This window comes from Streptomyces sp. TLI_55, assembly GCF_900206255.1.
Taxonomy (GTDB): Bacteria; Actinomycetota; Actinomycetes; order Streptomycetales; family Streptomycetaceae; genus Streptomyces; species Streptomyces aquilus.
Window position 1 is genome coordinate 8496364 of record NZ_OAOJ01000001.1, and the last position, 14295, is coordinate 8510658.

A 14295-nucleotide genomic window follows, 5' to 3' on the forward strand; every position below is an offset into this window, starting at 1 on the left:
CGATACCAGCAGAGAGAATCCGCATGACGACAGCTCAGCAGCCGCCTCTGTCCTTCCCCGCGCACTTCCTCCTCGGCTCCGCGACCGCCGCCTACCAGATCGAGGGCGCCGCCGACGAGGACGGGCGCGGCCCCTCGATCTGGGACACCTTCTCCCACACCCCGGGCAAGACCTGGAACGGCGACACCGGTGACGTCGCCGCCGACCACTACCACCGCCTCGAAGCCGACCTCGACCTCATGGCGTCGCTGGGCCTGCGCGCCTACCGCTTCTCCCTCGCCTGGCCGCGCATACAGCCCACGGGTCGCGGCCCGGCCAACCCCAAGGGCCTGGACTTCTACAGCCGGCTGGTCGACGGTCTGCTCGCCCGGGACATCACGCCGGTCGCGACGCTCTACCACTGGGACCTGCCGCAGGCGCTGGAGGACGAGGGCGGCTGGACGAACCGCGCCACCGCCCACGCCTTCGCCGACTACGCCCGTATCGTCGGCGAAGCCCTCGGCGACCGCGTCGCGATCTGGACGACCCTCAACGAACCCTGGTGCTCCGCCTACCTCGGCTACGGCTCCGGCGCGCACGCCCCCGGCCGCACCGACGGCGCCGCGGCCCTGACCGCGGTGCACCACCTCAACCTCGCCCACGGTCTCGCGGTCGAGCAGCTGAGGGCGGTCACCACCAATGACCCGCAGTACTCGATCACCCTCAACTTCCATGTGCTGCGCGGCAAGGGAGAGGGTGCGCAGGAGGCCGTACGACGGATCGACGCCCTCGCCAACCGGGCCTTCACCGAGCCCCTGCTGCGCGGGCGTTACCCGCAGGACCTCATCGAGGACACCGCGGGGATCACCGACTGGGCGTTCGTCGAGGACGGCGATCTGGCCCGGATCCACCAGCCCTTGGACCTGCTCGGCGTCAACTACTACGCCACCACCACGGTCGGCCTCTGGGACGGCGGCGCGCCCCGCCAGAACAACGACGGCCACAAGGACGTGGGCGGCTCGCCCTGGCCCGGCTCACCGCAGGTCGAGTTCCACCCGACGGACGGCCCGCACACCGCCATGGGCTGGAACATCGACCCCGACGGCCTGGAGGAACTCCTCCTGGACCTGCACACCCAGTTCCCCGGTCAGCCGCTGGTCATCACCGAGAACGGAGCGGCCTTCGAGGACCAGGTCACCGTCGGTCCCGACGGCCGTCACGCCGTGCACGACCCCGAGCGGGTGGACTACATCCACCGCCACCTCGCCGCGGCCCAACGGGCCCTTGCCGCCGGCGTGGATCTGCGGGGGTACTTCGTGTGGTCGCTGATGGACAACTTCGAGTGGGGGTACGGCTACTCGAAGCGCTTCGGCATCGTCCACGTCGACTACGAGACCCAGCGCCGCACGCTCAAGGACAGTGCGCTGTGGTACCGGGAACTGGTGAGCAAGCACAGCGCAGCAGTTGACGCATCACTCACTTGACGGTGGCGGCGGCCTGGCGCGGTGCCGTCACCGGGTGCTTGCTCATGATGGAGACGCGGTTGAACGCGCCGATGGTGACGGCCACCCAGATCACGGCCGAAATCTGGTCCTCGGTGAGGACGCGACGGGCGACACCGTAGGCGGCCTCCTGGGCGGCGGAGTCGGTCGCGTGGGTGGTCGCCTCCGCGAGCTCCAGTGCCGCCCGCTCCACGGGGGTGAACACGTCGGCGTCCCGCCAGGCCGGCAGGACGCCCAAGCGCTGCGGCGACTCGCCCGCGCGCAGGGCCCTGCGGGTGTGCAGATCGAGGCAGTAGGCACAGCCGTTCACCTGGGACACGCGCAGGTTGATCAGCTCGACGGTCGTCCGGTCGAGCCCCGCCTCGGCGGCCGTCGCACCCACCGCCTCCGAGGTCTTCACCAGAGCCTGGAAGGCCTGCGGGCTCTGCTTGTCGATGAAGATCCTGCGCGGTGCGGATCCGTTGCTGTGCTCACTCACTGCGCGCCTCCCAGGGCAGGCCGGTCTGTGTCGGGGGTTCGCCACACCCGTTCCGCGAACGCGACGAAGTTGCGCCCCATGACCTTCTCGATACGTGTCGTGGACCAGCCACGCCGCTCCAACAGGCCTATCAACTCACGGAACTGCTCGACGCCGCGCAGGTCGACCACGAAGGGGAAGGTGTCCGCGCGCTCCCCGGCCGCCGACACACCGGCCTCCTGGCGGCGCGCCACGTGCTCCGCGAGCCGCGCCCGGTAGGCGTCGAGGTCGTCGATGGCGGTGACCGGCCCGTCGGTGCCGATGCCGACGTGGTCCTCTCCGCACACGTTCACGGCGTGCACGAGATGCTCGACCACGTCGGCCGCGCTCGCGTGGCCTGTGGGGTTGAGGAACGGCATGAAGTAGATGCCGACGAAACCGCCCCGGGAGGCCACCAGGCGCAGTTCCTCGTCCGTCTTGTTGCGCGGCAGATCGGTCAGCGCCCGGCATCCGGTGTGGTTGATCGACACGGGTACGGAGGAATGCTTGGCCGCGTCGAGACACGTCCGCTCACCGCTGTGCGAGAGATCGACCATCAGATGCCGGTCGTTGAGCGCGTCGACCACCTCGCGCCCGAAGGCGGTCAGCGGCGTGTCGGCGGGCGCCATCGAACCGCCGCCGAGCTGGTTGGCCTGGTTGTACGTCAACTGCACCACGCGGACACCGCGTTCGGCGAACACGGCGACCCGGCCGGCGTCGTCCCCGACGGCCTCCGCGTTCTGGAAGCCGTAGATGACACCGATCCGCCCGTCGCGGTGCGCGGTGTGGATGTCGGCGACGCCGGTGACCTTGAGCAGATCCTCGGGATGCCGGGCGACGACGTCGTCCCACACGTCGATCTCGTGCAGGGTGTGCTCGTACGGCGGCAGGTCACCCATCACATAGCCGAGGGTGATGTTGACGGCGGTCAAGCCGGAGGCGCGCGCCTCGGCCAACGTGCGGGCGTCGACGGTGAGTTGCTCGCCGCTTGCGTTGAGGTCGCTCGCCGCGGCCAGTGACTGCGGGGCGTTGGGATTGTCGAGCTGGCCGAGCGCGTTGATGATCATCGGCGTGCCGGTCAACGGTTCTCCCCGGGTCGGTCGGTGGTGTGGGCGGCGCGCGGGAAGCGGCGGCCCCGCTTCACGGTCAGGGTGATGGTGCGCAGGTGGTCGATGTCGGCCAGCGGATCGCGCGCGAAGACCGCGAGGTCGGCCAGCTTGCCCGGTTCCACACTGCCGGTGAGGTGTCCGGCGCCGGCGCTGCGGGCGCCCACGAGGGTCGCCGAACGCAGCACGTCCGCCGCCGGGAGGCCGCATCGCCGTACCAGAAAGGCGAGTTCCTCGTACAACGCGGGGAACGGCTCCTCGGGCGGCGTCTCGTAGTCGGTCCCGGTGGCCAGCTCGACTCCCGCGCGGTGCGCCTGTCGCGTCAGGGCGATCGCCAACTCCGTGTTGCGGTCGGCGCGTTCGGCCGCCTCCGGATCGTCGGTCGCGAACTCCCGGGAGGCGTACAACCCGGCGGTCGCATCCAGCACGACACCCTGCTCACGCATCCGGGCGAAGAGCTTCGCCAGCCGCTCGTCCTCGCCGGTGACCAGGCTCGCGTGGTCGACGGGCGGCTTGTCCTTGTACGACGTCAGCGGCCCGGTCGCCGCCTCGTGGGCGACCAGGGTGACATGCGAGACGCTGTCCACACCGGCCGCGACGACATCGCCCGGCGACGCGGGGAACACGGCGGCGTGCGCCCACACCGGGATCCCCTGCCGGTGCGCCTCGGCGGTGATGGCGGCGACGAGGGAGGCGTCCAGGTCGGCGTACACCTTGATGGCGGCCGCGGAGGTGCCGCGGGCCAGGGCGACGGCCAGCGGCAGGTCGGTCGCGTCGGTGACGGCCTGCATCCAGGGGACCTCGCCCGCCACCGCGCCCTGGGTGACCTGGTGCGTGCGGGGGTCGTCGAAGAAGCCGGGGCCCGCCATGAGCGACGCGTAGTGGATGTCGGGCGCGGGGATCTCCCCGACCCGTGCCGCCCGCGCGAGGTCGCCGATCTGCCGCAGGTCGTCGGCCATGTCCCGTACGGCGGTGACCCCGCTGTGCACCAGACGGCGCAGGACGGCCTCGGCGGCCGGACGGTCGGGCGGCGTGGCGAGGTGCTGGTGCGCGTCGACGAGCCCGGGAGTGACGAACTGCCCCGTCAGATCGACGACTTCGGCCCCCTCGACGACCGCCGCGGGGTCGGCGTCGTCCACGACGGCCCGGATCACGGAGCCGTCGACGACGATCGACGTGCCCGGCCGGGGCGGGCTGCCGGTCCCGTCGAACAGGGTGGCGCCCCGGTAGACGACGACCGCACCCGACTCGGGCGGCGCGAACGGCGTCGCCGCTCCGGCTGTGTCGCTCGTCAAGCTGACCACTCCCTCGATAGGCGACCTTGTTGCACTGTGGGTAACAACGCTCTCGGTCAACGAAACAAGCGGTACCCTACCCCCGGACCCCGGCGAGCGACATGCCCCACCGGGAGGCTCCGCACGCCGCTGCCGGAAGGGTTTCGATGCCACGAGCGCCCCAGGTGCCACCAGCGCCGCAAGCACCGCGTACGGCCGTGGACAAAGCACTGGACCTGATCGAGGCCGTCGGCCGGGCGCCCCGGCCGCCCCGGCTCACCGAGCTCGCCGACGAGGTCGGGCTGCACCGGGCCACCGCCTACCGGATCCTCGTGGACCTGGTCCGGCGCGGCTGGGTCCTGCGCGCCGGCGACCGCTACCTGCCCGGCACGGCCGTACTCCTCCTCTCGGCCCGGGCCGCCCACAACTCCCTTGCCTCGGTGGCCCGTCCGGTGCTGGAGAAGCTCTCCGCGCAGACCGGGCTGATGGTCAACCTCCAGGTCCTGGAGAGCGACGGCTCACGCGTCGTGGACGTCGTCCGGCCGGACCGCCTCGCCATGATCAGCACCCTGCTCGGCGACCGGCTGCCCGCCCACCGCTTCGCCGGGCCGCTCGCCCTGGTCGCCGCGCTCACACCCGAAGCGCGCGGCCCCTACCTCGACGCGGCCCGCGCACAGGGGCACGCCCTCGACGGGGACTCCGGCCTGCTCGCCGACATCGGCCGGGCCGAGGCCGCGGGCTACGCCGTCGAACACGGGCGCAACGACCGGTTCGTGGCGTCCGTCAGCCGAGCGGTCGTACCCGTCCTCGGGGCGCCCGTCTGCGCGATCACGCTGGTCGGGCCCGCCGCTGAGATCGACGAGGAACACCTGCCGACGCTGGGCGACGCACTCGCCTCGGCGGTCGACACGCTGACGGGTCTGTTGTGCCGGGAGGGTGACGTATGACCGAGATCCTCGTGCTCGACGAAGCCGCCACGCTGGCCGCCCTCGACCCGCGCCGCCTTATGGTCGCCGTCGCCGACGCGCTCGTCGCCGTGGCGCAGGACCGGGCGTCGGCGCCGCCGCGGTCGGCCGCATTCACCCCGCACGGGCTGCTGGGCGCCATGCCGGGATACGTCCCCGGGCAGGGCCTCGCCGCGAAACTGGTGACGGTGTTCGCCGACCCCCGCCACCCCGGCCGCAGCACCCACCGTGGCATCGTCGCCCTCTTCGATCCCGAGGACGGCCGCCCCCTGGCCGTGATGGACGCCGAGCCCATCACCGCCTGGCGCACCGCGGCGTCCGCCACCCACAGCGCCCTGGTCCTGGCCCGCCCCGGTCCCGTCGTGGTCGTGGGCACCGGCGTGCAGGCCCGCGCGCAGGTCGGCCTGCTGGCCGTGCTCCGGCCCGACGAGCCCGTCACCGTCGTGGGCCGCGACTACGACGCGGCTCGCGCGACGGCCGCGCTGCACCCCGCGGGCCGTGCGGCCGACGGCATCGAGAAGGCCGTACGGCAGGCGGCCACGGTCTACTGCTGCACCGGAGCGACCACCCCTGTCCTACGCCGTGACTGGCTGGCCCCGGGCACCCATGTGAGCTCGGTCGGCGGCTCCCAGGGCCACGAGCTGGATGCCGCCACCGTCCAGGACGGGACGCTCTACGCCGAGTGGCCCGGAGCGGCCGCCACGCCACCGCCCTCCGGCGCCCACGAACTGCAGGGCCTCCCGCCGGACCGGACCGTCACCCTCCTGGGCGCGGTCCTCGACGGCTCGGCCCCCGGCCGGCGCACCCCGGACGAGCTCACCGTGTACAAGTCCACCGGACACGCGGTTCTGGACGTGGCGGCCGCGTATGTGGTGCACAGCGCGGTGACGGGCCGGTCGGCCGGGTAGCGAGGACCACCGGCGACGAGGCTTGCCGTCAGGGCTGCAACGGCAGCAGGGCGCAGGCGGACGTGACCGGCTTGCCGTTCAGGCGATCCGTCAGCCAGGAGATGGCGTCGCCCTGATCGGTGAGCAGGGGAGCGAAGTGGTTGATCAGCCCGCGGCCCGCGTCGGGCAGGATCACCGGCTTGTAGGTGACGTTACCGCCCAGTCGGCACCAGTCCACGGCGAGCCTCCGCGCCTGCGCGTGCGGCACCAGGTCGTCGCTCGTGCCGGTCGCCAGCCGGACCGGCCCGCTCGGGCGCATGGTGCCGATGCGCTGCGCGTCGAGGAAGGCCTGGAGGGCGGGTTCGGCCGCGATGACCTCGCTGATGGACCTGCCGTCGGTCGTCCAGGCGGTGCTCCGCGCCGAGTTGTAGGCGAACAGCGCGTCCCCCACGCACATGGTGGACAGGTCGTCGAGCGCCGCGCGGCCGGTCGCGTTGAGATGGGCGTCGGCGATCGGCCGCAGAGCGGGGTCGGACTGGAGGAAGCCGTTGACGGACCAGCCCAGTGCTCCGGCGAGGTCGCTGCCGTCGATGGCCTTGGTGACCTCGGTCAGGTCGGCGGGCGGCGCCCCCGCGTAGGTGCCGGCGATCAGGACGTCGGGGGCGTAGGCGGACCGGAGTTCGGCGGCCGCGGCGGTGGCGCCGCCGCCCTGGCTGTAGCCGAACAGGGCCACGCGTGAGGCGGTGGTGAGCGAGGTGCCGGGGAGCGAACGGGCGGCGCGGACGGCGTCCAGGACGGCGTGGGCCTCGTCGACCCGGTTGACGTACGTGTGCAGCCGGTCCGTCGCGCCGAGGCCGGCGTAGTCGGTGACGACGACGGCGATGCCCTTGGCGAGCAGGCGGTAGACGGCCAGATCCTCGTAACCGACGGAAACGGTCTGCCCGTTGAGCTGGAGGGGGTGTTCGAGAGCGAGGGAGGCGGCGCACTGGTCGCCCTGTCCCATGGTCCCGGGGGCGAGGGCGACCAGCGGCCGGGGGCCGGTGCCCTGCCAGGCGGCGGACGGCTCGATGTACGCGCCCGTCACCGCCACGGGCCGGCCGGTGGAGTCGGTCGACTTGTACATCAGGCGGGTGGCTCTGCCGGGCAGCGGGCCGTCGATGCCGGGCAGGCTCAGCGCGAGCGGCAGCGGCTCGCTGCGGACGAGTGCTCCGTCGGCGCTGGGCAGCGTCGCGGGCGGGTTGTAGAAGGCGGGGATGGTGACGCCGCGGGAGACCACGGTGCCGCCGTCGGCGGCGAGCGCCGGGACGGTCGAGGCGCCGAGGCAGGCGGCGGCCGTGACGGCCACGGCGGCGAGACGTACGGGAGCGGGCATGCGGGACCTCCGGAGAAGGGGGAGGCCGAGCTTCAGGTGCGGCTCGGTGACCTGACGGACCGGTCGGGCGGGACGCGGGCATGCGGAGGCGGTCGTCCCACCGCTGCTCCGATGCCACTCTTAGATGAAGTGTCAGGACGGTAGCGCCGTAGGGGTTACCGCGGGTAGCGGCCGGAAGGTTACGGTTCAGTAATATGCCGTCGACGTCGTGCCGGACACCGGCCGGGAACCGCGCCCCGAAGCGGGCTCGTGTTCCTGATACGGGCGTCAGGGGGACGGCCGGGGGCGCGGGGGGCGACGATGCAGATCATCGAAGTGACCGGGTATGCCGTCAGATCCGCGGTGATCACCATGCGGCGGCGCGACAAGCCGCTCGAGTTCGTGATCTTCCCGATGCTGCATGTCGCCTTGCCGACGTTCTACTCCCAGGTGCGCAGCAGGCTCGAGGAGTGCGACCTCATCGTGCTGGAGGGCATCAGGGGGAAGTCGGCCGGAGTGAGCGCCCTCACCCTCGCCTACCGGTTCGCCCCGCGGCGCAAGCGCAACGGCCTGGCGGAGCAGCGCGACGAGACGCTGATCCCGGACTCCGTACCGGTGATCAACCCGGACGTGACCGCGGCGGAGGCGATCGCGGACCTGAAGACCCTGCCGCGGTGGATGTATCTGCTCCTGATGATCGCGGCCCCCGTGATGGGCCTGGTGTTCGCGCTGCGCGGTCCGCGCGCCTTCCTCGACGAGGACATGGCGGTCGACGACCTCCCCGCCACGCTGCGGGCGGAATGGCTGGCAGACGATCCCGTCGAACACGCCATGACCGACCGGCGCGACGCACGGCTGCTGGCCGCGCTCGGCGAGATCTATGCCGAGCGCGGTGACGAACCGATCCGGGTGGCCGTCGTGTACGGCGCCGGCCATGTCCCGGCGATCGTGGCGGGCCTGATGGAACGTCACGGCTACCGCCCCCGCGACGCGCAGTGGCTCACCGTCATGATCCCGGCCTAGCCCAAAGGGCGGACCTTCGCCCGTCCCCGTTTTCAGCCCTGGCGCGCTGCGCGCCGCGCCTCCGCCACCAGTTCGCGGGGCAGCCCCTCCGCCGCGCACGCGTGGTCGATCAGGAGGTGGCGGTAACCGGGGTTCGGGACCTGCGGCGCCAGCGCGATCAGCGCTCGGAGATCGTCGGACGAGCCGGACAGCCGGGTGCGGTAGGCGGCGGCCGCGGCGCGGAGGGAGGCTTCGCCGGGCGCGTGCGCCAGACCCTGCTCTGCCTGGGCGGCGGCCCCGGCGAAGTCGCCTTGCTCGGCCCGTACGTCGGCGAGGTCCAGATGGACCGACCAGTTGTCGGGTTCCAGGGCCAGCGCCCGTTCGAAGGCGGTCGCGGCCTGGTCCAGCCGGCCCATCACGCGAAAGGTGCCGGCTCGCGCGACCTCGGTCCACAGGGCGGGTTCGAGCGCGCGGTCGCACAGCGCGAAGGCCAGATCGTAGCGGCCGCAGGCCCGCGGCAGCCGCGCCATGGAGGCCAGGGGCTCCGGTACGGGGCTGCGCGCGGACACGACGTCCACGGCTCGGAACCAGGGGCTGAACCGCTCGCGCATCTCGTCGGAGTCCAGATCGTGGCCGTAGTCCAACGTCCGCAGACACGCCTCCGCCATCGCCTCGGCACGCACCGCGCCGAGCAGCCGGGCATCGCCGAACCACGGGGCGGCGCCCCACGCCACGTCGGGCCGGGCGCCGGTGGCCGAGCCGAGCGCCATCACCGCGTCGTCCATCTCCCCGTCGAGGAAGAAGAAGTACGCCTGCGCCACCACGGCGCTCAGCGAGGCGTCCCGCCGGAGCTCCTCCTCGAACTCCGAGCGCCGGTCCCGCCACAGCTCGGCGAGGGCCGCGTACGGCTCCGGGGCGTCCGGCGCGGAGGCGATCGCGCCGACCAGGAACCGCACGGCACCGACCAGGCTTCCGCCGCAGTGCGCCATCACACCGGCGAGCGTGACACCCGCCGCCACCGACTTGTTCGACATCGGCAGAGAATATCCAGGCCCGGGACACGGCCCCCGGTGGCGTGCGCGTCGGATTCGTGACCTGAGCGTTACCTGCGTCTGAGGGCGTAGATCCCGCACAGCGGGGCACTTGGTGTCTGCCGGACGGCACGGGGTGTCGAGCGGCGGTGTCAGAGGGCTACAGGTGAAGAGGGGACTCGCGATGATCCTTCCGGCTGAGAGAGAACTGCGGACCGCGCTGGCGCGTTTCGCCGAGGCCCGCATCGAGTACGACGCGTCGGGCGGCCGGCGGTGCGGTCGCGCGCTGGAGGACGCCACGTACACCCTCTGCGTACTGACCGGCGCCCGCACCGCCGACGAGGCCCTGGCCGCGGCGGACGCGCTGCTGCTGCGGTACGGCGCGCACGCCGAGAGCGACGCGCACGAGGAGAGGACACTGGCGGCCTGACCGCCTGGTGGGCGAGTCGTCCGGTGGCTGGGAATTCCGGACGACTCGCTCTAGGTTCATCCCGGGGAGCTGGACGCATCTTCGCCGTCCCGCCACATCGCGGAAGGACCGAACCTCATGCGCTACGCCGTTCTCGGCACCGGCATCGTCGGCCGTACGATCGCCGCCAAGCTCGCGTCACTCGGCCATGAGGTGGTCATCGGAACCCGCGATCCACAGGCCACCCTCGCCCGCACCGACCCCGACGGCATGGGCAACCCGCCGTTCGCCGTCTGGCAGGCCGACCACACCGACGTACAGCTGAAGCCGTTCGCCGAGGCCGCCGCCCTCGGCGAGACGATCGTCAACACCACCGCCGGTACCGCGGCCCTGACGGCCCTGGACGCGGCGGGCAGCGCGAACCTGGCGGGCAAGGTCGTCATCGACGTCGCCAACCCGCTGGACTTCTCCGCCGGCATGCCGCCCACGCTCGACCCCGTCAACACCGACAGCCTCGGCGAGCAGATCCAGCGCGCCTTCCCCGAGGCGAAGGTCGTCAAGACCCTCAACACCATGACCTGCTCGGTCATGGTCGAGCCCACGCGCGTGGCCGGGCAGCACAACGTGTTCGTCTCCGGCGAGGACACCGGCGCCAAGAAGCAGGTCACCGAGCTGCTGGTCTCCTTCGGCTGGCCCGAGCACAGTGTCATCGACCTCGGCGGCATCGAGACCGCCCGCGGCACCGAGATGCTGCTGCCGATCTGGCTGCGCCTGATGGGCAGGCTCGGCCACGCCGACTTCAACTTCCACATCCAGGGCGCCCGTTAGCGGGCCTTGAACCCGGCTTGACGCCGTCCTGTGTGGGCACGTGGGCACCCGCCCCGGTCAGAACCAGTGCAGGCAGTGCGGGAGTTGGTCGCCGCGGAAGAGGGCGTCGGCGAGCGCGGCCGCGTCCGGGTGGTGGGCCCGGATGTGTCCGGCACGGACGAGCGTGCTCGGGGCGGTGCCGCCGAGGTAGACCGAGCCCAGGTCGCGGATGTCCAGGGAGAGGTCGGGCGCCCGGTCCGTCGGAACGCAGTCGGCCTTGCCCTCGGAGACGGTCAGCAGCCAGCGGCCCCGCTCCACGAGGAACGGGTCCTCGACGTCGAGGACGAGCTCGCCGTCCGTGAACCAGCCGCGCGCGGTCAGCGCCCGCGGGACGTCCAGCAGCCGCACCCACAGCCAGTCCGTGTCGCCGCTCACCTCGCCGGCGCGGAAGTCCGCGAGCTGCCAGCGCAGCGGATGCTGGGGCGGGACGTGCCGGAACACCACCTTGCCGACCAGGTCGTGACCGAGCAGGAACCGCGCCAGGGCGGTGAAGGCGGCGCTGTCGGTGGTGATGATCTCGTCGACCTTCAGCGTCTCGTGCTCACCGAGCGAGTAGCTGGCGTATCCGTCCGGCACGCCGTCGGCGTCGCGGTGAACGGCGATGTAGCGGGGCGCCGGTGAGATCGGCGGCTGGCCGGCGCGCAGCGCCCACCAGCGGTGCGGGCGCGACAGCGCGCCGGGCTGGGCGCGGCGATACCGGTCGTAGACCTCTTCCAGGAGCTCGCCGCAGTCGGCGCGCCGCAGCACCTCGACCGAGCCGGTGCCGGCTGCCGCCCGGCCCGCCCGGGGAGCGCTGAGCTCGGCCCGCCGACGTGGCACCGTCAGCTGCCCCGTACAGGTGGCCGGCCCGTAGCCGAACCTGCCGTAGATCGTGGCCTCGGAGGCCAGTAGCACCGCCAGGAACTCCCCGCGGTCCCGGAACTCGGCGAGCTGATGGCGCATCATCGCGCTGAGCACGCCCTGGCGCCGGTGCGAGGGCAGCACGCCGACGGCCGTGATGCCCGGGGCCGAGGCCAAGGTCGCACCGGGCAGGGTGAGTTCGAAGGCGTGCGAGGCGGCGGTGCCCACGGGCCGTCCGTCCGCCGTCAGGGCGAGCAGGCAGCGGTCGGTCTCGAGCGCCGACCACCACAGCCCACCGCCGTCGACCGGGGTCTCGGGGAAGCGCCCGAAGGCGGCATGGACCGTGTCGACGAAGACCTCCAGGTCCTCGTCGGTCGTGGAACGTATCTCCATTGCTGCCGCCGCCTCCTCGAGTGCACGGCACCACGACGCGTGGTGCCGTGGACAGTGCAGCGAGGCCGCGTGACGGGATCAAGCGAATTACGGCCCGTCCCAGGGGAGAACCAGCCCCCTCGTCACGGTTCGTCAAGGTTCGCCTACGCCCCCCGACACCCATCTACCGCAGTGTCCGGTTCTCATCGGTCCGTCGTAAATGCCTGGACTGAGTACCTCCCCTGACGGGACACTTCCGACTTCCGAACCACCGGGAGCGTGATGGGGACAACAGACATTCAGGGGCCGACGCCGGGAAGGAGCGCGGTCGTTCTGGCGCTGCGCCGCTACGGCAGGGAGCTGATGCGACTACGACGACTGGCCCTGCCGGGGCTGCTGCTGCCGGCGCTCGGCAACACCGGCATCCGCTACGTCGCCCCCCTGCTGATCGCCAAGCTGGCAGGTCAGGCCTCCGATGACGGCGGTCTCACGCTCGGCTCGGCGCTGCCGTACGTACTGGGCTTCGGCGGGGTGTTGCTGCTCGCCGAGGTGGTGTGGCGGATCGGGCAGTACTGCCTGAACCGCGTGGACGCCCTCGGCATGGAGCACCTGTACGTGAGTGGCATGGACGAACTCCTCGCCAAGGACGCGGCGTTCTTCCACGACAACTTCGCCGGCTCCCTGACCAAGCGGGTGCTGAGCTTCGGCAAGCGCTTCGAGGACTTCGTCGACACGGTGACGTTCCGGATCGTGGGCAGTCTCGTCCCGCTGGTGTTCGGTGCCGTCGTGCTGTGGAGCTACGAACCGATGCTCGTCGTCGGCCTGTTCGTGATGATCGGGCTGACCGCGGCGGCCGCCACGCCGCTGATCCGGCGTCGGCAGAGGCTCGTCAACGACCGTGAGGCGGCGCTCGCGCGGGTGTCCGGCCATGTCGCCGACAGCCTGACCAACATGGAGACCATCCGGGCGTTCGCCGCCGAGCGCCGCGAGGCCGACGAACACCGCAGCCGGGTCGCCGACTCCCGGCGGCTGACGCTGCGGTCGTGGGACTACGCCAATCTGCGCGTCGACACCCTGATCGCCCCGATGTCCGTGCTGACCAACGTGCTGGGCCTGCTGGTCGCGATCGCCTTCGGCGGCCCGGGCCAGGGCGTGGAGGAGGTCGTCGTCGCCTTCACGTACTACTCCAACGCGACCCAGATCATGTTCGAGTTCAACCAGATCTACCGGCGCCTGGAAAGCTCGATGACCGAGGCCGCGCAGTTCACGGAGCTGCTGCTGGACCCGCCGACCGTGCTCGACCCGGCCGACCCGGAACCGCTCGCGCCGTGCGACACCGGCATCCGCTTCGAGGCGGTCACCTTCGCCCACGCCGGCGCCAAGCCGATCTTCCGGGGACTCGACCTGGACGTGCCCGCGGGCGCCCGGATCGGTCTGGTCGGCAGGTCCGGCGGCGGCAAGACCACCCTCACCCGCCTCCTGCTGCGGATGTCGGACATCGACGACGGACGCATCGTCATCGGCGGTCAGGACATCAGCCGGCTCCGCCAGACCGACCTGCGCTCACTCATCGCGTACGTCCCGCAGGAACCCGCCATGTTCCACCGCAGCCTGCGCGACAACATCGCCTTCGCCCGGCCCGGCGCCACCGACGAGGAGATCCACGCGGCGGCCGCGGCCGCGCACGTCACCGAGTTCGCCGAGCAACTCCCCGACGGCTTCGGCACCTTGGTGGGCGAGCGGGGAGTGAAGCTCTCGGGCGGCCAGCGCCAGCGCGTCGCCCTCGCCAGGGCCATCCTGCGCGACGCCCCGATCCTGCTGCTCGACGAGGCGACCAGCGCGCTGGACTCGGAGAGCGAGATCCTCGTCCAGGACGCGCTGTGGCGGTTGATGGACGGGCGTACGGCGCTGGTCGTCGCCCATCGCCTGAGTACCGTCGCCGGCATGGACCGTCTCGTCGTCCTCGACCACGGGACCGTCGTCGAGCAGGGCTCTCACGAGGAACTGCTCGCGACGAACGGTGCCTACGCCAAACTGTGGCAGCACCAGTCGGGTGGTTTCCTCGGCGAGAACGCGGAATCGGATCCCGAGCGAGCGATGCCGGCAGCCGGCCTCGACGGACTGCCCGGACCGGCCGGCCCGTCGCCGGACGAGGACCGCAGAACCCCGCCGCACGCCCGCACGACCACCGGCTCCTGACGACGCCTCCCTCCG

13 protein-coding genes are annotated in these 14295 nt (G+C 72.1%); 7 read left to right on the plus strand and 6 right to left on the minus strand.

The window, feature by feature from the left end:
• Positions 1-23 precede the first annotated feature (23 nt).
• Complete coding sequence (locus CRP56_RS38925) at positions 24-1463, plus strand: GH1 family beta-glucosidase (protein ID WP_097272233.1); 1440 nt, start codon at positions 24-26, stop codon at positions 1461-1463.
• Here the strand turns inward: CRP56_RS38925 and CRP56_RS38930 are convergent.
• Genes CRP56_RS38930 through CRP56_RS38940 form a run of 3 tightly spaced genes read right to left on the minus strand, consistent with a single transcriptional unit; the run spans position 1456 to position 4378 of the window.
• Positions 1456-1959: a carboxymuconolactone decarboxylase family protein gene (locus tag CRP56_RS38930; protein ID WP_097272235.1), complete on the minus strand. Its 504-nt coding sequence runs from the start codon at positions 1957-1959 to the stop codon at positions 1456-1458. The two genes, CRP56_RS38925 and CRP56_RS38930, sit on opposite strands and share 8 nt — an antisense overlap.
• The gene (locus tag CRP56_RS38935) at positions 1956-3059 is read right to left on the minus strand and encodes a dipeptidase (protein WP_218878011.1); all 1104 of its coding nucleotides are present in this window, start codon (positions 3057-3059) and stop codon (positions 1956-1958) included. The genes CRP56_RS38930 and CRP56_RS38935 overlap by 4 nt, the downstream gene beginning before the upstream one ends.
• Complete coding sequence (locus CRP56_RS38940) at positions 3056-4378, minus strand: amidohydrolase family protein (RefSeq protein WP_373559733.1); 1323 nt, start codon at positions 4376-4378, stop codon at positions 3056-3058. The genes CRP56_RS38935 and CRP56_RS38940 overlap by 4 nt, the downstream gene beginning before the upstream one ends.
• 197 nt (positions 4379-4575) lie before the next feature.
• Here CRP56_RS38940 and CRP56_RS38945 point away from each other — a divergent pair, with 197 nt between their 5' ends.
• Together CRP56_RS38945 and CRP56_RS38950 are read left to right on the plus strand one after the other, a co-directional pair.
• Entirely contained in the window at positions 4576-5304 is a 729-nt protein-coding gene (locus CRP56_RS38945) for an IclR family transcriptional regulator (RefSeq protein WP_097272239.1), read from the plus strand.
• Positions 5301-6230 (plus strand): ornithine cyclodeaminase family protein, encoded by a 930-nt coding sequence (locus tag CRP56_RS38950; RefSeq protein ID WP_097272241.1) that lies wholly within the window; start codon positions 5301-5303, stop codon positions 6228-6230. The genes CRP56_RS38945 and CRP56_RS38950 overlap by 4 nt, the downstream gene beginning before the upstream one ends.
• Positions 6231-6258: 28 nt before the next feature.
• On the opposite strand, the gene CRP56_RS38955 is transcribed toward CRP56_RS38950, so the two are convergent.
• On the minus strand, positions 6259-7581 hold the full coding sequence (locus CRP56_RS38955; RefSeq protein WP_097272243.1) for an alpha/beta fold hydrolase: 1323 nt from the start codon (positions 7579-7581) through the stop codon (positions 6259-6261).
• A gap of 300 nt (positions 7582-7881) precedes the next feature.
• On the opposite strand from CRP56_RS38955, the gene CRP56_RS38960 reads away from it, so the two are divergent.
• Entirely contained in the window at positions 7882-8583 is a 702-nt protein-coding gene (locus tag CRP56_RS38960; RefSeq protein ID WP_097272245.1) for a hypothetical protein, read from the plus strand.
• Between the two features lie 32 nt (positions 8584-8615).
• Here the strand turns inward: CRP56_RS38960 and CRP56_RS38965 are convergent, their stop codons facing one another.
• Complete coding sequence (locus tag CRP56_RS38965; RefSeq protein WP_097272247.1) at positions 8616-9596, minus strand: tetratricopeptide repeat protein; 981 nt, start codon at positions 9594-9596, stop codon at positions 8616-8618.
• 181 nt (positions 9597-9777) lie between these two features.
• Here CRP56_RS38965 and CRP56_RS38970 point away from each other — a divergent pair, with 181 nt between their 5' ends.
• Complete coding sequence (locus CRP56_RS38970) at positions 9778-10023, plus strand: DUF5133 domain-containing protein (protein ID WP_097272249.1); 246 nt, start codon at positions 9778-9780, stop codon at positions 10021-10023.
• A gap of 117 nt (positions 10024-10140) precedes the next feature.
• Entirely contained in the window at positions 10141-10830 is a 690-nt protein-coding gene (locus tag CRP56_RS38975; RefSeq protein ID WP_097272251.1) for an NADPH-dependent F420 reductase, read from the plus strand.
• Positions 10831-10887: 57 nt separating this feature from the next.
• Here CRP56_RS38975 and CRP56_RS38980 read toward each other — a convergent pair whose 3' ends face one another.
• Positions 10888-12102 (minus strand): GNAT family N-acetyltransferase, encoded by a 1215-nt coding sequence (locus tag CRP56_RS38980; RefSeq protein WP_097272253.1) that lies wholly within the window; start codon positions 12100-12102, stop codon positions 10888-10890.
• Positions 12103-12363: 261 nt separating this feature from the next.
• Between CRP56_RS38980 and CRP56_RS38985 the strand changes: the two genes are divergently transcribed.
• Positions 12364-14280 carry an ABC transporter ATP-binding protein gene (locus CRP56_RS38985; RefSeq protein ID WP_097272255.1) on the plus strand — a complete coding sequence of 639 codons (1917 nt, stop codon included), beginning with the start codon at positions 12364-12366 and terminating at the stop codon, positions 14278-14280.
• The last annotated feature ends 15 nt before the right edge of the window (positions 14281-14295 follow it).

Coding starts and splice junctions, on each gene's coding strand:
- CRP56_RS38980 (WP_097272253.1), bottom strand. CDS start 12,102: ATGGAGATACGTTCCACGACCGACGAGGACCTGGAGGTCTTCGTCGAC.
- CRP56_RS38975 (WP_097272251.1), top strand. CDS start 10,141: ATGCGCTACGCCGTTCTCGGCACCGGCATCGTCGGCCGTACGATCGCC.
- CRP56_RS38960 (WP_097272245.1), top strand. CDS start 7,882: ATGCAGATCATCGAAGTGACCGGGTATGCCGTCAGATCCGCGGTGATC.
- CRP56_RS38925 (WP_097272233.1), top strand. CDS start 24: ATGACGACAGCTCAGCAGCCGCCTCTGTCCTTCCCCGCGCACTTCCTC.
- CRP56_RS38955 (WP_097272243.1), bottom strand. CDS start 7,581: ATGCCCGCTCCCGTACGTCTCGCCGCCGTGGCCGTCACGGCCGCCGCC.
- CRP56_RS38950 (WP_097272241.1), top strand. CDS start 5,301: ATGACCGAGATCCTCGTGCTCGACGAAGCCGCCACGCTGGCCGCCCTC.
- CRP56_RS38965 (WP_097272247.1), bottom strand. CDS start 9,596: ATGTCGAACAAGTCGGTGGCGGCGGGTGTCACGCTCGCCGGTGTGATG.
- CRP56_RS38970 (WP_097272249.1), top strand. CDS start 9,778: ATGATCCTTCCGGCTGAGAGAGAACTGCGGACCGCGCTGGCGCGTTTC.
- CRP56_RS38985 (WP_097272255.1), top strand. CDS start 12,364: ATGGGGACAACAGACATTCAGGGGCCGACGCCGGGAAGGAGCGCGGTC.